Annotated in this window: 16 protein-coding genes and 1 rRNA gene; 10 read left to right on the top strand and 7 right to left on the bottom strand. The window is 69.1% G+C overall.

Annotation, left to right across the window (positions count from 1 at the left end; genetic code table 11):
• Positions 1 to 159 precede the first annotated feature (159 nt).
• Entirely contained in the window at positions 160 to 1,428 is a 1,269-nt protein-coding gene (locus tag ACLJOO_RS40820; protein ID WP_410793520.1) for a diguanylate cyclase, read from the top strand.
• On the opposite strand, the gene ACLJOO_RS40825 is transcribed toward ACLJOO_RS40820, so the two are convergent.
• Positions 1,418 to 2,392, bottom strand: coding sequence for a zinc-binding dehydrogenase (locus ACLJOO_RS40825; protein ID WP_410793522.1), 975 nt, complete (start codon positions 2,390 to 2,392; stop codon positions 1,418 to 1,420). The two genes, ACLJOO_RS40820 and ACLJOO_RS40825, sit on opposite strands and share 11 nt — an antisense overlap.
• A gap of 80 nt (positions 2,393 to 2,472) precedes the next feature.
• Here ACLJOO_RS40825 and ACLJOO_RS40830 point away from each other — a divergent pair, with 80 nt between their 5' ends.
• A complete protein-coding gene (locus ACLJOO_RS40830; protein WP_410793523.1) occupies positions 2,473 to 5,304 on the top strand; it encodes a DEAD/DEAH box helicase in 2,832 nt (943 codons plus the stop codon).
• Positions 5,297 to 6,541: an SWIM zinc finger family protein gene (locus ACLJOO_RS40835; RefSeq protein ID WP_410793525.1), complete on the top strand. Its 1,245-nt coding sequence runs from the start codon at positions 5,297 to 5,299 to the stop codon at positions 6,539 to 6,541. Before ACLJOO_RS40830 ends, ACLJOO_RS40835 begins: the two co-directional genes overlap by 8 nt.
• Positions 6,542 to 6,544: 3 nt before the next feature.
• Here the strand turns inward: ACLJOO_RS40835 and ACLJOO_RS40840 are convergent, their stop codons facing one another.
• The 4 genes from ACLJOO_RS40840 to ACLJOO_RS40855 form a co-directional block, all read right to left on the bottom strand.
• Entirely contained in the window at positions 6,545 to 6,889 is a 345-nt protein-coding gene (locus ACLJOO_RS40840) for an iron chaperone (RefSeq protein ID WP_410793526.1), read from the bottom strand.
• Positions 6,890 to 6,893: 4 nt separating this feature from the next.
• Positions 6,894 to 7,538: a maleylpyruvate isomerase N-terminal domain-containing protein gene (locus ACLJOO_RS40845; protein WP_410793528.1), complete on the bottom strand. Its 645-nt coding sequence runs from the start codon at positions 7,536 to 7,538 to the stop codon at positions 6,894 to 6,896.
• Positions 7,539 to 7,810: 272 nt separating this feature from the next.
• The gene (locus ACLJOO_RS40850) at positions 7,811 to 8,791 is read right to left on the bottom strand and encodes an SGNH/GDSL hydrolase family protein (protein WP_410793529.1); all 981 of its coding nucleotides are present in this window, start codon (positions 8,789 to 8,791) and stop codon (positions 7,811 to 7,813) included.
• Between the two features lie 46 nt (positions 8,792 to 8,837).
• The gene (locus ACLJOO_RS40855) at positions 8,838 to 9,632 is read right to left on the bottom strand and encodes a TrmH family RNA methyltransferase (RefSeq protein WP_410793531.1); all 795 of its coding nucleotides are present in this window, start codon (positions 9,630 to 9,632) and stop codon (positions 8,838 to 8,840) included.
• A gap of 251 nt (positions 9,633 to 9,883) precedes the next feature.
• Here ACLJOO_RS40855 and ACLJOO_RS40860 point away from each other — a divergent pair, with 251 nt between their 5' ends.
• The 6 genes from ACLJOO_RS40860 to ACLJOO_RS40885 all read left to right on the top strand — a co-directional run bounded on the left by ACLJOO_RS40860 (position 9,884) and on the right by ACLJOO_RS40885 (position 17,504).
• Complete coding sequence (locus ACLJOO_RS40860) at positions 9,884 to 11,074, top strand: hypothetical protein (protein WP_410793533.1); 1,191 nt, start codon at positions 9,884 to 9,886, stop codon at positions 11,072 to 11,074.
• Positions 11,071 to 11,673 (top strand): hypothetical protein, encoded by a 603-nt coding sequence (locus ACLJOO_RS40865; RefSeq protein ID WP_410793535.1) that lies wholly within the window; start codon positions 11,071 to 11,073, stop codon positions 11,671 to 11,673. The genes ACLJOO_RS40860 and ACLJOO_RS40865 overlap by 4 nt, the downstream gene beginning before the upstream one ends.
• Positions 11,666 to 12,325, top strand: a complete 660-nt coding sequence (locus tag ACLJOO_RS40870; RefSeq protein WP_410793536.1) for a hypothetical protein — start codon at positions 11,666 to 11,668, stop codon at positions 12,323 to 12,325. Before ACLJOO_RS40865 ends, ACLJOO_RS40870 begins: the two co-directional genes overlap by 8 nt.
• Entirely contained in the window at positions 12,322 to 15,426 is a 3,105-nt protein-coding gene (locus tag ACLJOO_RS40875) for a chromosome segregation ATPase (protein WP_410793537.1), read from the top strand. Before ACLJOO_RS40870 ends, ACLJOO_RS40875 begins: the two co-directional genes overlap by 4 nt.
• A 216-nt stretch (positions 15,427 to 15,642) precedes the next feature.
• Complete coding sequence (locus ACLJOO_RS40880; protein ID WP_410793538.1) at positions 15,643 to 16,611, top strand: glycoside hydrolase family 76 protein; 969 nt, start codon at positions 15,643 to 15,645, stop codon at positions 16,609 to 16,611.
• A 242-nt stretch (positions 16,612 to 16,853) separates the two neighbouring features.
• Positions 16,854 to 17,504 (top strand): hypothetical protein, encoded by a 651-nt coding sequence (locus ACLJOO_RS40885; protein WP_410793540.1) that lies wholly within the window; start codon positions 16,854 to 16,856, stop codon positions 17,502 to 17,504.
• On the opposite strand, the gene ACLJOO_RS40890 is transcribed toward ACLJOO_RS40885, so the two are convergent.
• The gene (locus tag ACLJOO_RS40890; RefSeq protein WP_410793542.1) at positions 17,505 to 17,984 is read right to left on the bottom strand and encodes an AAA family ATPase; all 480 of its coding nucleotides are present in this window, start codon (positions 17,982 to 17,984) and stop codon (positions 17,505 to 17,507) included.
• 83 nt (positions 17,985 to 18,067) lie between these two features.
• On the opposite strand from ACLJOO_RS40890, the gene ACLJOO_RS40895 reads away from it, so the two are divergent.
• On the top strand, positions 18,068 to 18,322 hold the full coding sequence (locus tag ACLJOO_RS40895) for a helix-hairpin-helix domain-containing protein (protein ID WP_410793544.1): 255 nt from the start codon (positions 18,068 to 18,070) through the stop codon (positions 18,320 to 18,322).
• A 78-nt stretch (positions 18,323 to 18,400) separates the two neighbouring features.
• On the opposite strand, the gene rrf is transcribed toward ACLJOO_RS40895, so the two are convergent.
• Positions 18,401 to 18,476, bottom strand: a 5S ribosomal RNA gene (gene rrf / locus ACLJOO_RS40900); the annotation flags it as partial.

An 18,476-nucleotide genomic window follows, 5' to 3' on the forward strand; every position in this document is an offset into this window, starting at 1 on the left:
AGGTCGTTACTATGAATGCATAACCGCTCAGATCGACCGCTTGTGAGGCAGACGATGATTCTGATCGGTCGGAGCAGCTGGGTGCTACCTCGGCAATGGAAGCTCTGGTCGTTGCCCAGGACCGCCCTGGCTTATGTGCTCGCGATTGATTTGATTGCGGTGACGATTACCACACTCGCGGTCCGGAGCACGCTGAGCGGCCCGAATTCCGGCGTCCGGCATTCGGAGTGGGTGGCGTTCGTCGTACTGGCCGTGGCCTCGACCCTGCACCTGGAGTGTGCCCGCGGAATCGAGCGCCGACGCGAGATGGCGGCCAACACCTCGCCGCACACCAATCTGAAGTGCCTGTGGATCTTCGCGGCCCTGCTGCTGCTCCCGCTGTCGCTCGTGGTCCCGCTGGTCGTGCTCGCCTACACGTACTCCTGGTTCCGCGTGTACGGCCGGACCGTCGCGCACCGCAAGGTCTTCTCCACCTCGACGTACATCCTGGCCAGCGCCGCAGCAGCCGCCGTACTGCGTGCAGGCGGTCTCCTGGACGCTCCGCGCGTACCAACCGGCTTCTGGTCGCTGCTGGTGGTTCTGGCCGCGGCCGCGACCTGGTGGCTGGTGAACTACGCACTGGTCATCGGAGCGATCCTGCTCTCCACTCCGGACGCCACGGCGCGTGAGGCGCTCGGTGAGCTGTCGGACCAGATGGTCGTGTGCGCCGGTCTGGGGCTGGGCGTGGCGATCGCTGCGGTGCAGACGTCGTACCCCTGGGTCGTTCCGGTGCTCATGGTGACGGTGCTGGCGTTGCACAGGGACCTGCTGCTCCCGCAGTACCAGCGCGCCGCCGGCATCGACTCCAAGACCGGTCTGGCCACTTCGTCGTACTGGGCGAGCGCAGTGCCCGCAGAGCTCGCTCGCGCGGACACACTGCGCAGCACAGTCGGTCTGCTGATGCTGGACCTGGACAAGTTCAAGGAGATCAACGACACCTACGGCCACCCAGCTGGAGACGAGGCGCTGCGTGCCGCCGGTGAGGCGATCCGTGCGGAGGTCCGTAACGGCGACCTGGTCGCCCGGGTCGGTGGAGACGAGCTGGCGGTGCTGCTGCCGGGTGCGTTCGAGTCCGAGGTGCTGGAGATCGCGGAGCGGATCAGAGAGCGGCTCGTAGGCCTCACGGTCTCGGTCAGTACGACGGACGGGGGTACGGCGACGCTCGACGGCGTACCGGCGTCGTTCGGCGCGGCCGTCTACCCGGCTGTCGCGAACACGATGGACCAGCTGATCCTGGCCGCCGACGACGCACTGCTGAGAGCCAAGCGGTCCGGGCGGAACCAGATCATGGTCGCGCGCCCGAACCACCCCGAAGACCTGCAGCCCGACGAGGCTGCGCAACAAGAGGCTGCCGAGCAAGAGGCTGCCGAGCGAGCCGTCAGCGACTGACCTCGATCAGCGCCTTACCGCGCAACGTGCGGTTCTCGAGCGCCCGGTGCGCGTCGGCCACATGGTCGAGGTCGTAGACCTGGTCAATGACCGGCTTGAGATCCCCCGCAGCCGCGCGGGCGATCACGGCGGCGCCGGTGACCGACGTGGTCGTCGAGTCCGCGCGCAGATCCATGATGCCCTTCACGGTGAGGCCGCGCCGCTCGACCTCGGCGGCGTCGTACGGCGCGAAGCTGCCACTCGGCGCGCCGTGGGCGGAGATCCAGCCGCCGTCCTTCACCACGCTGAACGCAGCCGCACCCAGGTCGCCGCCGGCGCCTTCGAACACGATGTCCGCGCCTTGGCCGCTCGTTGCCTCAAGCACCAACTTCTCCCAGCCCGGCTTGCCGTAGTCGATCAGTACGTCGGCGCCCTGGGCCCGGCTGAGTTCGAGCTTCTCGTCGCCGCGGGCGGCCGCGATGACGCGGGCTCCAGCCTTGTGCGCGAGCTGGATCAGCAGCAGGCCCATGCCGCCGGCGGATGCGGTGATCAGTACGTCCTGGCCGGCCATCGGCGGCACGAGTTCCTCGAGCATGAGGGCCGTGAAGCCGTCGCCGTACACCGCGACCGCGGTCCGCAGGTCGAGTTCGGGCGGTACCTCGACCAGATCGGTCGTGGTCAGGGCCAGCTCCGCATGAGTGCCGAAGGCCACGCCGCGACCCACGACGGTCTTGCCGATCCAGTCCGCGGATACGTCGGGGCCGACCGCGCGGACCCGTCCGCCGAGGTTGGTGCCGGTGACGTACGGCGTCTGCACGTTGAAGAACTCGCCGTGCTCACCTCGGCGGATCGCGGTCTCGACGAAGATCACGTCCGCCACGCCGACCTCGACGAGCACCTGCCCCGCGGCGGGCTCGGGAGCCGGGACCTCGCGGGTCTCGATCACGTCCGGACCGCCGAACGCGGTCACTACTGCTGCACGCATATTCACACTCTCCGGTTGTCTGCTTGGAGCCTCCGAGCCTGCAACCTCAACACTGGTTCAGGTCAAGTCCGGGATTGTCGGTGGCGCCGCGTACTGTGCAGGGCATGTTCGACGCCGTCTTCGTGCCTGCTGACCCGCCGCGCGCGGGCCGGCTGGCGCTGTACGGCGACTTGCCCGGCTCGGGTGAAACCGCCAACGGGACGGTCGACCTGGTCCTCCCCCGCGGCACCACGGTCCGCCGTACGACGGTCCCCGCTCGTCTTCTGGACATAGAAGAAGTACTGACCCGCCTTGCCGAGCAGGACTCGGATCGGCTGGACGGCTCGGGCAGCTGGGCGGCGTGGCGAGCGGCTGGGCTTGCGGGGTTGGTGCTGATCGGGCGCGGGCGGCTGGTGCCCGACAGGAGCCCGGAGGGGTACGGCGCTTGGCGGGTGGCGCCGCTCGACCCACTCGACCACGCCTGGCTGCGGAACCTCAGCGCCGCAATGCCGGCGTACGGTCATGCACTGCCGCTCGACGGCACCCGTCCTGTTCGGCTGGTCGAGCCGGAGCAGCTGGTGCGCGCGTTCTGGGACGCGCTCGCGGACACCCTGATCCGCACTCCCGCCGCGGCCGTAGCAGTCCGCCCCGGCGCCGCGCCGTTCGCGGCCGCCGAGCCCACAGCGCTCGCTGGCCCGACCGCTTGGCTCGATGAAACCGCCCTCGCTGAGCAAGCCGGCACGCGCCTCGTCCTCCGCATCGAACCACCCGAGTCCACGGACGGCTTCCGGGCAGTTCTGCAGTTGCGGAGCGGCGTGGACCCGAGCCTGCTGGTCGACGTCGCCGACATGTGGAACGCACCGGCCGCCGTACTCACGGCCCTCGGTGAACGCGCCGAGACCGACCTCCTCCTCGCCCTCCGCCGCGGCGCCCGGGTCTGGCCGCCGCTCGGTTCGGCCCTCCGTGACGCTGCGCCGGAAGACGTCCCGATCGACGACGAGGCGTTGGAAGAGCTCGCCGAGGGCAGTACGGCACTGGAAGGCGCCGGCATCGAGGTGCTCTGGCCGACCGAGCTGTTCGCCGGCGAGCTGGCCGTCCGCGCCACCGTCGCAACGCCGACTCCTGGTGCCGTCACCGGGCCCGATTTCAGCCTGACCGAGCTCGTCGCGTTCCGCTGGCGTCCCACGCTCGACGGCCAGGACCTGACCGAGGCCGAGGTCGCCGCGCTCGCGGAGGCGAAGCGTCCGATGATCCGCATGCGCGGCCGCTGGATCCGGGTCGACCACGACCTCGTCCGACGACTCCGCAACGGCTCCACCCGCCAGCTCACCGGCGCCGAGGCGCTGGGTGCCGCGCTCACCGGGACCATCGAGGTCGACGGCGAGCTGGTGCCGTTCGACGCCGACGGTTCGCTGGCAGCGATGCTCGCCCGACTGCGAACGGCCGAGGAGCCGGCACCGTTCACCGAGCCTGTTGGTCTCAAGGCGACCCTGCGCGACTACCAACGCCGCGGGGTCGCGTGGATGGCGCAGCTCGCCAACCTTGGTCTCGGCGGTTGTCTCGCCGACGACATGGGCCTCGGCAAGACGATCCAGGTCATCGCGCTGCACCTGCAGCTCAAGGGGCGCGGCCCGACAGTCGTCGTGTGCCCGTCGACGTTGCTCGGCACCTGGGAGCGGGAGTTCGAGCGGTTCGCCCCCGACGTGCCGACCCGTCGCTACCACGGTGCGGGGCGGACGCTCAGTGATCTCGCGCCCGACGAGGTCGTGCTCACGACGTACGGCGTGGTGCGCCAGGATCACCGCGTGCTCGGTGAGATCGCGTGGGGCCTCGCTGTCGCGGACGAGGCGCAGCACGCGAAGAACCCGTTGTCCCGCACCGCCCGCGCGTTGCGAACATTGCCGTCAGCAACCAGGATCGCGCTCACCGGTACGCCGGTCGAGAACCGGCTCTCCGAGCTGTGGTCGATCCTCGACTGGGCGGCGCCTGGGCTGCTCGGCACACTCGACAGGTTCCGCCACGACGTCGCCGTACCGGTCGAGCGATTCCACGACGAGGAGGCGACCGCTCGGCTCGGTCGGGTCACTCGGCCGTTCCTGCTGCGTCGGCGGAAGAGTGATCCGGGGATCGCGCCGGAGTTGCCGCAGAAGTCCGAGCACGATGTCGTCGTACCAATGACCACCGAGCAGGCCACGCTCTACCAGGCCGTCGCGAAGGAAACGCTCGCGAAGATCGAGGATGCCGAGGGCATCGCGCGGCGCGGGCTGGTGCTGAGTCTGCTCACGCAGTTGAAGCAGGTGTGCAACCATCCGGCGCAGTTCCTGCACGAGCCCGGTCCGCTCGAGCGGCGGTCCGGCAAACTCGCGGGGCTGGACGAGCTGCTCGACGTGATCCTGGCCGAGGGCGAGTCGGTGCTGATCTTCAGTCAGTACGTCGAGATGTGCCGGCTGATCGAGGCGCATCTGGCCGCGCGGCAGGTCAAGACGCTGTTCCTGCACGGTGGTATCGGGGTGCGGAAGCGCGAGCAGATGGTGGAGCAGTTCCAGTCGGGCGAGGCGCCGGTGTTCCTGCTGTCGCTGAAGGCCGGCGGGGTCGGGCTGACGCTGACACAGGCCACGCATGTCGTGCACTACGACCGGTGGTGGAACCCGGCGGTCGAGGATCAGGCGACGGACCGCGCGTACCGGATCGGTCAGGACCGTCCGGTGCAGGTCCATCGGCTCGTCACCGAGAACACGCTCGAGGACCGGATCGCCACGGTGATCAACGCGAAACGCGACCTCGCGGACGCCGTCGTCGGGTCGGGTGAGGCATGGTTGAGCGAGCTGTCGGACGCGGAGCTGACCGAGCTCGTCGAGCTGTCGACAGGGCCGGTGCGATCCGGGTCGGCGAGCGCCTACAACCCTTCTGCGGTTGGGAAATCCGATGGTTGACGATCGGACGCCGTGGCAAGGATGGCGGAGGAAGGGCGAGGACGCCGGGTTGCCGGCGGCCAAGGGCGCGGGGAGCCGGCGGACGTTCGGGGCGACGTGGTGGGGCCGGGCCTGGTTGGAGGCGCTCGAGCAGCGGGCGCGGCTCGATCCGGGGCGGCTGTCGCGCGGACGGTCGTACGCGCGGCGCGGCAGTGTGCTGGAGCTGACGGTCAGCCCGGGCGAGGTCGAGGCGGTGGTGCAGGGCAGCCGCGTCACGCCGTACCAGGTGACGGTCCGGATCCGTGCGTTCTCCGCGGACGAATGGGACGCCGTACTCGACGTTGTGTCGGCGCAGATCGGGCGCGTTGCCGCGTTGCTCGACGGGGAGTTGCCGCCGGAGGTTGTGGAGGACGTCCAGGCGGCCGGGCTGGATCTGCTGCCCGGCGCGGGCGAGGTGCTGACGAACTGCAGCTGCCCGGACTTCGCCGTACCGTGCAAGCATTCCGCGGCCGTTTGCTACCTCGTAGCAGATGCACTGGACGACGACCCCTTCGCGTTGCTGCTCCTCCGCGGCCGCCGCAAGGACGAACTCCTCACCACCCTCCGCACCCGCCGCACCGGCACCACCAGCCAACCTCTCGCGCCCCGCACTCCCGCACCAGCAGGCATCCCAGCAATAGCAGCCTTCGCCCGCCACCTACCCGATGGGAATGCTTTGAGTGTGGTTCCTGTGCCGGCGCCGCCTCGGCCGCTCGGGGCGCCAGGTGTGCCAGCGGCGGTGAAGGTGCTGGATCCACCGCGTTCGTCCGGCGTCGACGTACGCGATCTCGTCGCCCTCGCCACCGACGCCGCCCGCCGAGCCTGGCAACTGGCGTCCGGCGACGCCAACCAGGCACTCACGTTCGAGCAGGACCTCGCACGCCGAGCAGCAGCCTCCCTCGGTACGCCGGAACTCGCCGACCTAGCGCACCGAGCCGGCATCTCCGCCCGTCAACTCACCACCTGGGCCACCGCCTGGCGCCAAGCCGGCCCCGGCGGCCTGGCCGTCACCGTCGACGACCCCCACGACGTAGACCCCGAAGCCCTGGCCGAAGCGCTCGAAGCCCTGCCCCAAGCCACCACCGAAGCCAACCGAGTAACCACCGCCAAAATCCAACTCCGCCTCGGCCGAGACAACCTCTGGTACCGCTTCGACAAAAGCTTCAACGACTGGACCCTCACCCACCCACCCGCAGCTTCCCCCCAAGACCTCCTCTGACCCTCAGCCCCGAGCCGCGACGAAGGCTTCGGTGAGTCGGGTGATGAGGTCGTACGGGATTGGTTTGTTGAGGGGGAATTTGAGGGTGCCTTTGCCGGAGCGGTAGGGGGTTAGGGCTTCGGTGAGGGTGGGGTCGGTGGGTGGAATCGGGTAGATCGCGAGGTGGGTTTTCCAGGCGCTGAAGTGCAGGAGGGAGGTGCCGTCGAGGGTGATGGTCGGCATTTGGTAGCTGATTTTCTCGCCCGCGTCGGGTACGGCCGCGTGGATGGTACGGCGTACTTCGTTCAGGACCTCGCGGACCTCTGCGGGGAACGACGCGATGTACTCGTCCACGGTCTCGAATGCCATCTGCTTATCCTGCCGCGGGCAGTGGGACGAACGGCATCGGTTCGGGCTTCGGGTTCGCGTCCCAGGGTTCGTCGAGTGGGGTTGGGCGCCACTTCCACGAAGCGGGTGGCGGTGCGGCCGCGACCGTCGTACGGCCGGTCAGTCGGCGCAGTTCGAGCCACGGGTCGTCGGCTGCGCGTGGTTCGTGCGGGAACAGCCGCATGAGGACGCGATCGCACAGGTCGGCGGGCGCGTCGAGCGGGCAGTCCATACCGTCGGCGAGATCCTGACCGTGGACGAGCAGCTCCACACACGCCATTCCGGCGAAGCCTTCCGGATCGCCGATCCCCCATGGGTGGAATGCCCGCGTCCCGGGCGGGCTCGCGCGGACGACCGACGCGAGGATCCGCCCCGCGGCCTCGACGAAATCGAGTACGCCGGCGGGTGGAGCGAGCTGTTGCGCCTGCGCGGACCAGCGCACGTACTGCGTGCGCGCTCCGACAGCGAGCTGCGACGCCCAACGCAGTTGCGCCTGCCCGATGTGCTCGGCCGTCTTCCGGCAACTCCACTCGATCGTCCCGGCCCGCACACCCCAATCAGCTTCCACCGCCGGCCGCAGCGCCCCCACTACGCACTCGGTCGCCACCTCGACATCACCCGCCGTCACCACAACCCCGCTCCTCTCGACGCCCCCCAGTCTGCGGTCCCTGGATGCCGAAAAAACAGTCTGTTGCGCAACGCCCCTTTTTGTCATAGATAGAAGGAGGAGCTGCCTCGCAGGCACGTAGACCGGGGCCGCCGGATCAGCCACAGCAGGAAGGGATATCCCCTGCTGTTGTGGGTTCTCCCTTGTTACACCACCGGAGAACCCACAACTGCGGGGGATATCCGTCCGTGTTCGGCCAAACGCAGGGAGGGTGTGCCGCGCGGCGCGCCGGAGGGTTAGGCGGGGCGGCGGAGGGAGGTTTGGGCTTCGAGCGCCTTGGTCAGGTGGGTGGCGATTTTGGTGTGGCCTGCGACCGTCGGGTGGACCTGGTCGGTGCAGTCGTCCTCGGTGATCCAGCCGGTGGAGTCGATGCAGATCAGGTTCGGGTCGTCCAGGGACTTCACCGCGGCCTGGATCGTCTCCGCGTGCTTGCCGTTGAACGGGGTCAGCGACACGAGCGTCGCGGACGGGTACGCCGCCCGCACCCGGCGTACATAAGCGGCGTACTCCTCGACCTCCAGCGTCGGGTCGTTCACGCCGAGGTTGATCACCACCACGTCCGACGGCTCGACCCGCTCGGCCGGTGAACCGGCGAAGTTCCACCCGAACGAGTCGACCCCGGCCGGCACCTCGCCGTTCCCCGGCTTGCTGATCCCCTGGCTCCCGAACCCGACCTGGTACGACGTGGCGCCGAACGCGCGCGCAGTCAGATAGGCGTACGACGTCGTACCGTCCGCCCCCTCCGACTCCGGGTGCTCGCTCAACGACCGCACGCCCTGCGTGATCGAGTCACCGTAGAACTCCAACCGCGGACCACTCGGCCGACCACTGAGCCGCAACACCGACCGAACGTCGAGCACGAGACCCGCGAACACAACCGCGCATTCGAACGGCGGGTTCCACCGGTTGACGTGCTCGTTGACGTCCTTCACCAGCACCGACACCTGGTGCCTGCCATCGGGCGCTGACAGTTCGATGACCGGTCCGTCGAGCACATGCAGCGAAGGCTCGCCGTCGTCGACCGTGATCCACAGATGCGGCGCGACGGTCAGTCCATCGGTGTCGAACAGCAGTTGCAGCCGCTCACCGGCGTACGAGAACGAGATCCGCGACCCGGAGTTGACGGTGATCGCCACTCCGGGCTGCTGTCCCCACTGTCCTTCGAGGACGATGCGCGGATCGGACGGGGCGACGACCTCGCCTGGCTCGAACGGCACGGGCACTCTCCTTGTCTTCGGCGGCGGTGCCATTGTGCCCAATGCGTCACCAACCTTCCTTCCGAGCCCGCGCCTCGAACAGCAGGATCCCGGCCGACAGCGCGACGTTCAGCGAATCCGCCTGACCGAGCATCGGGATCGACACCGCGTCGAACCCCTCGTCGTGCCACGCCCGCGACAACCCCGAGCCCTCCGAACCGACCACGAACGCGGTCGGACCGTTGTACTGCGGAACTCGATAGGTGCCCGTCGCGGCCGGGTCCGCGAGGTGCACGCGGAACCGGTGACTCCGCAGCCACGCGGCCGCCGACGGGATGTCGTCGAACTCCACGATCGGGGTCGACAGCACGGTGCCGCGGCTCGCGGAGTACACAGCGGGGTGCGTCGGGCGCGCGCGGCGGCTGGTCAGGACGAGGCAGTCGGCGTTGGCGGCGTCCGCCGTACGGATCAGGGTGCCGAGGTTGCCTGCGTACTCGACCCCGTCGGCCACCAGGACCAGCGAGCGGCTGGTGAAGCGGAACGCCTGCGGCCGCCACTCCGGGACCCGGGCGATCGAGATCAGGCCGTCGGAGCGGGTCTTGCGGGACAGGCGGGTGAGCAGCTTCTCCGAGATCCGGTAGACCTCGGTGGCGCGGTCGGCGATCCGGGCGACGTCGGTCACGCCGGCCTCGGGACACCAGAAGAAGGTGTCGACGGTGGCGGTCGTGGTGAGCAGGCGGTCGTGTTCCCAGATGCCTTCGACCATGATCCGGCCGGGTGAGCCGTCCTTGCGCAGCGCGAGCAGGTCACGGACACGGGGGTGTTGCGCGCCGATAGAGCGGACAAAAGGGTGCACAGTCATGTGCAGGCTCCGTACGGAGAGAATCAGCAAGCGCGCCGGGGACCATGGGTCCACTCCGGCGGGGCGACACCCGTGGGTGCCGTGGTACTGACGCGGCCTATCGACCGCATCAGCCAAGGATTCTCATCACACCTCGGATGGTAGGCAGCCGCGCATCCGCCGTCATCCGGTTTTCCACAGGAGAGCGGCAGCCGGGTTTTGGTCTGTCGGTGCGGGTGGTTAGAGTCCTTTTCTCACGGGAGGGAGTGCGGATGGACGCGACATTGCTCGACGCCGAGGCCGACGCGGCCGTGCTGCGCGTCTACCGTCAGGTGTTCGCCGTGCTCGCCCGCGAGGCCGGCGCGATGATCGTCGACCCGGATCTGCTCGACGCCGACCAGGCGATCCTGGACGCGTTCGCCGAGGCCGGCAGCGACGGTCTGACCGTGGAGCAGGCCACCCTCGCCTGCCGGGCGTATCCACACGATGTGATCGTCCGCCGCTTCGACGTCCTCCGGCAGTACGGCGCGATCACCAAACTCGTCGACCGTCCGAACGAATTGCGCCACCGCGCCGCCTTCGCGCCGTATGTGATGCTGATGTTCCTGCGGCGGATGTCCGTCCAGGGCGGCCAGGGCGAGCTGCACCAGCTGCTCACCCTCGAGGCGCACAGCGTGAGCGATCCGCAGGCGACGGCCGACGACGGCAAGGCCTCGATCGGCCGCCTGACCAAGGTCTTCCGCCTGCTCGGCAACGAGCTCGCCATCCTCGTCTCGACCAGCACCACCGCCCAGCTCCGCGAGAACGCTCAGCTCGCGTGGGGCAACGAGCGCCTGATCGAGCAGGCCGAGAAGGTGCACCGCCTGGTCCTGGACCGCTGGCCCGAGCTGCATCGCGACTGCACCTCGCTCCGGATGGCGCTGGCGGCGTACGCCGACGCTGTCCAGCTCGCCGCCGGCCGCCTGGTCGAGCGCGCCGGTACGACGCGGGCGCTCGGCCTCCTGCCCATCGAGACGTGGCTGACCTTCTCCCGAAGCAGCGAGCCCGACACGCTGGCCGCCGTACTCGACGGTCTGTTGTTCGACGCCGCCGCGCCGGACTTCTCCGCGCAGACGATGGTCGAGGCAGTAGAAACAGGACGCCGCAGCGGCACCGCGCGGATGGCGCCTCCGCGGCCGACTGCGGACGCGGATGCTCCCGAGTCCGCCGCCGCGACGGACCGCGAGGACCTGCGCGCCGAAGCGGAGCGGGTGCTGGCCGGGCGACCGTCCGTAGACATCGTCGAAGTCATCGACGAGGCAGGCGACTGGATCACCGCGCGCCGCGTGCTCGCCGAGCTGACGGCGGCGCACCTGCACGACGAGCTCGAGTACGAGCTGGTGTGGTCCGACGGCATGCGGATCGATCCCACCGCGGGTACGCCGTGGGCGACCGAGGGCGTGTTCCGCCGGGTGGTCCGATGAGCACGGAAGCGGTCGAGCGGCGGCTGTACAACGCGCTCTGGTGGGCGAAGGTGCAATCCGCCGGTCCGCTCGAGGTCGACCCGGACACGCCCGCCGTCGCCGGTCTCACTCGAGCCGCGGCACCGGATGGGTCAACGGTCTGGCTGGTGCCGACGCTCCCGTCGGGCGCGGGTCATGGCGTGCTCGACGAGCTCGACGCTCCCCCGGTCGCCGTCGAGCAGCCGAACGAAACGGCCCGCATCCTCGCGATCTGCGTCGCCTGCTGCTGGACCGATCGCAGCGCACCGGCCTGGCCCGGTTCGACCGGCACGCTCGCGCAGATCAGGTCCGTGTACGCCGGGATGCGCGGCCGCCCCGAGCAGTCGAGCGACCTCACCTTGATCATCGGCAGCCTGCGCCGCCTGCACGCCACGCACTGGCTCCTGTGGAACGACAAGGCCGGCGAGGTCCGCCTCGGCCCGCGCGTCATCAGCTGGACCGCCGCCGACCTGACCACCCTCCGCGACCTCTGCCGCCACCTCCCAGAGCCCCCGGCCCCCATCCTGTCTACCCAACCGATGGCAACGGATGAGGAGCAGTTGGAGGTGACGGATGACTGAGCAGCAGCACGCGTTGTTCGACCCTCTGCTCCAGGACCTCAGCGACCGCTCCCGCGACGAGGTCCTCGCCGCGTTCAGCGCAGTGCAGTACGCCGCACACCCGGTTGCCGAGGTACAGCTGGCCGGTCTCCGCGACGTCACCCTGCGCCGCCAGGTGCAGCGCATGCTCAAGCTCATCGGCCGGACCCTCGTCCACGTCGACGGCACCCATTGGACCGCGGGGTACGACGACGACATCGCCGCCAGCCTGGTGGCTCAAGGCTGGCAGCCGTTGTCCGTCATCGACCGCGCGGTGCTGGTGCTCGTGCTGATCCATTCCGTCGCGATCCCCCGCAGCGAAGGCATCCTGACCGGCGACAGCTGGAAGTCCGCACGGCCCACCACGGTCGACGAGCTGCGGACGACCAGGATCAGCGGCGAGGAGCGGCGGCTCGCCCTGCAGCGGTTGCGCGCCGCGGGGTTGATCCAGCTGTCCGGCGATCACTCGGGCGGACCGTCGTACATCCCGGGTCCGCAGCTGCAGCGACTGACGCCGGCCGCACGTCGTCGCCTGCAGGATCAGCTGATCCTCGCCGCCGCCCCGGCCAGTCCGATCGCCGAAGCCATCCGCGCCCGCAACGGGGTTCCAGCAGAAGTAGGAGAAGAAGTATGAGTGCTGGTGAGGACGGGCCGTTCGACATCCTGGGGTCGAAGGTGCTGCTCGGTGTGCAGGTCGTCGACCTGTCCCGGCTGTCGACGCACCCGATCCCGATGATCGGCCGCGGCCTGATCACGGTCGCCGGCCAGGGCCCCACCGACTCGAACGGCGCCGGCAAGTCCTCCTGGATCGCCGCGCTCAGCCTCCTGCACGCCGACGACCAGTGGCGCCTGACCAGCGGCGCGCCCGGCGCGGCCGAACTGCTGTTCACCGCCGAGGCGGCCGGCCAGGAAGGCAACTGGTCGAACGTCGACCGCGGCTACATCGTCGGCGTCTTCTCCGACCCCGACCTGACGGACCTCGACGAGATCGAGGCGGCCGCGATCACCGTCTGGATCCGCATCAACCGCAAGGCGTCGTACATCGATCTGCGCTGGAAACAGGGCCTGCACATCCCGTACGGCGCGACCGAGGCCGAGCGGGCTGCCGGCGCCGACGCGTTGTGGTCCACCCTCCCGCACTCGAACGGCCGCACCGACTTCCACGCCAACAAGCTCTCCCAGGTCCTGTACGGCGGCCAGGTCCGGTGCGTCTCGTTCCTCTCGACGTCGGTGCGATCGAGCCCGACCGCGAACCTGCTCGCCGAGCCGCTCAACGAGCTCGGCCCGGCCCGCATCTTCAACGCGATCGCGACGCTCACCGGTCTCGATCACGAGCTCGAGCAGGAGCAGGCGCACCGCTCCGCCGAGCACACGCAGCGCGAGGCGACCAAGCAGGCGACTGCCGACCTGCAGCGCTGGGAGCAGGAGATGGCGACCGTCGAGGCCGGCATCCTGCAGCGTGCCGCGGCACGTGAAGCGCTCGCCGCGGCCAAGGAATCCTGGCAGGCGCGGTCGGCGCGGCACCTGATCGACGGCTCCGCGCGGAACGACGAAATCCTTCAGGAGCTGACAGTTCTCGACGAGCGGGTCGCCGAGCAGGAGGCCCGCAAGGAAGCGATCGAGGCCGACATCGATGCCTTTGGCAACGAGGAGGGCATGCTCCGGGACGTTCAGCTGACCCGCCAGGAGCGGGACAAGCTCGACGCTCGCGACCGGGAGCTCGACCTGGCGCAGCGGTCGATGCGGGAGCAACTGGAGCGCCTCGGACAAGAGCACCGGCGGCTGCTGGAAGCGGGCCGTTCGGCCGACGGCCGCGACCTGGCCGCCGCGGCCGAAGAGCAGGCCGAAGCGCGCGAGGTCCTCGAGGAACACATCGGCCGCGACCACGCCGCACGGGTCGCCGTCGAGCACACGACGGCCGAACTGCGCGAGGCCGAGAGCGGTCAGACAGTCTCCGCGCCGCAGCAGCAGGTCCTGGCGAACGCCGGGATCGACTGCGGTGCGCTCACCGACATCACCGAACTGCCCGAGTCCGACCGGGCCGAGTGGGAGCCGCGACTGGCGCCGTACCGCGAGGCCGTGGTCATCGACGCGGGCGACGCGACGGTTGCGTCGACCGCGCTGGCCGACGCTGGGTACACCGGATTCGTGCTCGTGCTGGCGAATCGTCCTGGCGCCAAAGGCTCCATCAAAGGCCCGAAGTCAGCCGACAAACGATTCGTGCTGGACTCGTTCTTCGCTGCGATCGGCGAGCGTGCGACCAAGGACAACATCGACGATGTCGCCGGGGTGGTGGCCGTCGGGCAGTTCGACGAGCCGATCACCGGCCGGACCGCGCGGATCGAGGCCGCCCGCCGCCGCGTCGAGGCCGCAGCAGAAGCACGCGCGGAAGCCTCGGCGGCCTTGGACCAGGCGCGATCCCGGGTCGAGCAGGCAGAGCGTCGTACGGCGGCCGCTCGCGCGCTCGCCGATGCGGACTCAGTGCAGGAACAGATCCTCGCGCTCCGCGAGACCGTCGACCGGCACGAGACCGACCGCGACGTGCTCGCGCCGCAACTGCAGGCCGCGAAGGAGTCCGCCGAGACCGCCGCCGGCCAGCAACTGGTCCGTGACGAACGGCTGAAGAACCTCGAGGCGACCCGTCGCGACCACGACCGGATCCTCGACGAGCTGACCGGCCGCCGCCTCGCGCTGCGCGAGGAGCAGACCACGCTCGACCTCACGTCCCGGACCACGGCCTGGGGCGGGACGCCCGCGGAAGCCGAGGAGTTCATCCTCGGACTGGCCGACGACGCGCAACGCCGTACGACGGCCGACTGGAACCACCAGGCCTGCACGCAGCTCGACGACGTCATCCGCCGCTGCTTCCCGAACGCCCGCTCGCGTGAAGAGATCCCGACCGAGCTGTGGGAGATCCTGAACGGCGCGGACGGCTGGACGAACGGCACCCTCGGCGACCGCGTCGGCCTGGTGCCGGCGCTGCACCGCACGCTGAGCAGCCACCTCGCCCAGCACGAGACGTTCGACAGCCTGCAGCAACAGCAGATCGCCAGCCAGCGCGCCGAGCGGAACGCCGCGCTCGAACGCGCCCGCGAAGGCCTCGGCGAAGCGGAGAGCACGGCCCGCGCCCACCGCGCGTCGCTCGCCGACGGCATCAAGGCACGACTCCGCTTGGTGTCGCAGGAGTTCGACCGCCTCGACCAGCAGTACGGCGGGTACGGCGCGAAACTCGAGTTCCCCGAGCCCGATCCGCCTGCCGAGCCCGACAAGCCGTGGCGCTGGACGGTCACGCCGAAGTGGCGCCGGTCCGAGGGCGGTCCGTTCTCCGCGTTCAACGTCAAGGGCAACACCGCCCAGATGGACGAGAAGGCGGTGAAGCTGGTGTGCGCGGCCGCGCTCGCCGGCGGTTCGGACCGCCCGCTGCTGCTGATCCTCGACGAGCTCGGACGCAACCTCGGTTCGCAGCACCGTCGCGAGGCGGTGGCACTGTTCGAGCAGATCGGTCGCGACCGGAACATCACCGTGATCGGCGCGCTCCAGGACGACATGGAGCGGTACGCGCTCGCCTCCTCCCGGCTGTACGTCAAGCTCCGGCGCAGCTCGGACACCATGCCGTACAACCAGGCGCCGGTGGTGAAGGGCAACGAGGACAACGCGGCCCGGGTCGAGCTGCTCCGCGAGTGGATGACGTCGTACCGCGGCGCCACTCCCACTCTGGAGCCAACCCTCACGTAGTCCGACAATTTCCGACAGAAACAATCACATGAGGTCTTGACCTCGCTTCCGTGGGCCCGCATACTCACCAGGTGAGAGCGCTCTCTTCCTACCGCCCCAGGGAGATCACCCGGCGCGGTCCGCGCGTGCGGGCGAGCCGTCGAAGGCCAGAACGGCAGCTGTACGGCGTGGGCGCGGCCGGCCTCGGACCGCACCGGTGCAGCCGCGGACGCGCTGATGTACTCGTATCAGCCGCACACTGCGTGGTGGCTGTCGAGTTGGTCGAACTCCGCGGTGGCGGTGACGACGCTGATGGATTACCAGCAGCGCACCCGCCGTACCGATCTGCGCTGGATCGTGAACGAGGTATTCGAGAAGAACAATGGAGTGTTCCCGGCGGGCGAGAAGAGCGGTGACGCGCTGGAGGGAAACTTCATCAGCCGCGCGATCGACGACACCGAATGGTGGGGTATCGCTTGGATCGAGGCGTACGACCTGACCGGCGACCGCAAGTACCTGGACATGGCGGTCACCATCGCCAAGTACGTCCAGGGGTACTGGGACACGAGCACGTGCGGCGGCGGGGTGTGGTGGGACCGCGAGCGCACGTACAAGAACGCGGTGACGAACGGGCTCTACATCCGGCTGACCGCGGCGCTGCACAACCGGCTGACCGGCGACACCGTCTGGTTGCAGCGGGCGACCGCGGGATGGAACTGGTTCGTTGGCAGCGGGATGATCAACGCGTCGAACCTGGTGAACGACGGTGTGACCGGTGCGTGCACCAACAACGGCCAGACCGTGTGGACGTACAACCAAGGCCTGGCGATCGGCGGCGCGCTGGAACTGTGGCGTGCCACCGGAGAGGGTTCCCTGCTCGCGAGGGCTCGGCAGCTGGGTGACGCGGCGATGTCCTCGCTCAGCCCGGGCGGCATCCTCACCGAGAGCTGTGATCCAGCGGGCAATTGCGACGACAACCAGAAGCAGTTCAAGGGCATCTTCATGCGGTACTTCATGGACCTGGCGGACTCCACAGGCGATGCGTCGTACCGGACCTATGCCCAGCAGCAGGCCGACTCGATCTGGCAGAACGACCGCGACTCGCTGAACCGGCTCGGTCAGCGCTGGGCAGGCGGCGGAGTGTGTGACTGGCGTACGCAGGCGAGCGCTCTGGGTGCGCTGATTGCGGCGACTCCGGCGGGCTGAGCTTGACACTTGTCCAGATTTCGATGTGTTGTTACCAAAATCGGACCCCGGTGCTGACCCTGCACCAAGGGGTGCAGCAGACTGGTCCGGTGACATTTCCGGAGAGGCGCCGAACCTGCTCACACCGAGTAGGCGGAGCTCTGGTCAAGCGGTCGTATGACGGCGTACCGTCGCCTGCATCCGGCACCGTGTCACGGTCCGGCGCTGCGTTCTGTCCGCCTCATCATGATCGGAGGGCGTGAATGGCTTCCTGGCTGCTCCGCGCCCAATGGCCGCATCGTGACGAGACCGTCGAGCACCGCGCACTCCGGGTCGGCCGGACGCTGACCGCGGTGGCGGTCGCGTTCCCCGACGTCCACAACTGGACGCAGGACGAGCGCTGGGGGTACCACGTGCTCGAGGCCGACGGCTCCACGCCGCTGGAGGAGATGGTCGAGGCGACGACCAAGGTGCTCGCCAACGGTACGAGTACGACGCGTCTGCACCTGCAGAGCACGGGCGAGCTGCCGTGGTTGTTCGACCTCTCCATGGGCGGCACGATGACGACCGTCTCGGACCAGCTCACGCTGCACTGGAGCGACGAGGACGCGCTGCAGCAGTCCGAACGCTTCGCTCAGGTCCTGCGGGCGGTCGTCACGATCTGGGAGCCACAGTGGGCGAGCATCGCCGACACCGAGCTCGCCGCCGCGGCCGGCGTCTTCCGGCGCGGGATCCCGATGATGGGCTGGCTCACGTATGTGCGGGGCATGGTGGCGGGCGCTCCCGGCATCGACATCACGCTCACGCCGTACGAACGTGGCACCCTTCTGCAGGCGCCGGTCTCCCCCATCGACCTCACACCGGTCCACATCTGCGCAGCGGCCGCGCTCGTCGGCATCGCGCCCGAGGAATAGCTAGTTTGTGAGCACGAGCTGCCGGTCCCAGCGCTGCAGTTCCTCCGCTGTCGGCACCTCGAACTTGGTGCTCCATTCCGCGAGTTCCTCCCGGCTGGCACGGAACGTCGCCGGCGGCAGGTTCGCATTACGCTTTCGGAGACGCTCCCAGAGCACCTCGAACGGCAGATCGAGTACGACGATCTCCGCGCTCGCACCGAGCGCCTGCGCCCGGGTCCGGAACAGGTCCCGCTCCTCTTCCGACCAGCAGCCGTAGTCGAGGATCACGTCGACCTCGAGCTCCAACGCTCTCGCCGCGACGCCCCAGAGGAGCTCGGACTCGAGTACCCAGCGCCTTCCGTCGACCTCGTTCGTATTGAACAGGGCGTCCATCCATTCGTCCGGAGTGAACCGGACAGCCTTCCGATCCTCCTCCAGCCGCCGAGCCAACGAGGTCTTACCGGCACCCGGCAACCCGACGATCAGCACCATCCCAGCCATCCCCGGAGCATAGGGCTCACGACGCCGTACAGTCGTCCGATTTGTTCAAGACCCATGCAGGCCTCGCGGGGCATGGTCGAAGCATGTCCAAGAGCGAACTCACGACTCTCATGAACGTCGGCCCGGCCGTCGCCGACTACCTGGGCCGCGCGGAGATCACGCGGATCGACCAACTGGCCGGCCGGGATCCGGTCGAGATCTACGAAACGATCTGCGAACGCGACCGGCAACGGCACGACCCGTGTCTCCTCGACACGATCATGTCCGCCGTCGACCAGGCGAACGGCAACCCGCCGCGGCCCTGGTGGACGTACACGCCCGCACGCAAAGCCGGCTGATCGCAATGCCGTGCAGAAATTTCAGGGCCACAAATGCTAAGGGCCACCCCTAGTGGGGTGGCCCTTAACAGTGTGAATGTCCGGCGGCGTCCTACTCTCCCACGACCTCCCGGTCGCAGTACCATCGGCGCTGGCGGGCTTAACTTCCAGGTTC

Source organism: Kribbella sp. C-35 (assembly GCF_046549195.1).
In the GTDB taxonomy this organism is placed as follows: Bacteria; Actinomycetota; Actinomycetes; order Propionibacteriales; family Kribbellaceae; genus Kribbella.

Bases quoted from the DNA above. Each gene is read 5' to 3' on its own strand.
- ACLJOO_RS40825 (WP_410793522.1), bottom strand. From the start codon at position 2,392: ATGCGTGCAGCAGTAGTGACCGCGTTCGGCGGTCCGGACGTGATCGAG.
- ACLJOO_RS40835 (WP_410793525.1), top strand. From the start codon at position 5,297: ATGGTTGACGATCGGACGCCGTGGCAAGGATGGCGGAGGAAGGGCGAG.
- ACLJOO_RS40840 (WP_410793526.1), bottom strand. From the start codon at position 6,889: ATGGCATTCGAGACCGTGGACGAGTACATCGCGTCGTTCCCCGCAGAG.
- ACLJOO_RS40855 (WP_410793531.1), bottom strand. From the start codon at position 9,632: ATGACTGTGCACCCTTTTGTCCGCTCTATCGGCGCGCAACACCCCCGT.
- ACLJOO_RS40860 (WP_410793533.1), top strand. From the start codon at position 9,884: ATGGACGCGACATTGCTCGACGCCGAGGCCGACGCGGCCGTGCTGCGC.
- ACLJOO_RS40865 (WP_410793535.1), top strand. From the start codon at position 11,071: ATGAGCACGGAAGCGGTCGAGCGGCGGCTGTACAACGCGCTCTGGTGG.
- ACLJOO_RS40870 (WP_410793536.1), top strand. From the start codon at position 11,666: ATGACTGAGCAGCAGCACGCGTTGTTCGACCCTCTGCTCCAGGACCTC.
- ACLJOO_RS40875 (WP_410793537.1), top strand. From the start codon at position 12,322: ATGAGTGCTGGTGAGGACGGGCCGTTCGACATCCTGGGGTCGAAGGTG.
- ACLJOO_RS40880 (WP_410793538.1), top strand. From the start codon at position 15,643: ATGTACTCGTATCAGCCGCACACTGCGTGGTGGCTGTCGAGTTGGTCG.
- ACLJOO_RS40885 (WP_410793540.1), top strand. From the start codon at position 16,854: ATGGCTTCCTGGCTGCTCCGCGCCCAATGGCCGCATCGTGACGAGACC.
- ACLJOO_RS40890 (WP_410793542.1), bottom strand. From the start codon at position 17,984: ATGGCTGGGATGGTGCTGATCGTCGGGTTGCCGGGTGCCGGTAAGACC.
- ACLJOO_RS40895 (WP_410793544.1), top strand. From the start codon at position 18,068: ATGTCCAAGAGCGAACTCACGACTCTCATGAACGTCGGCCCGGCCGTC.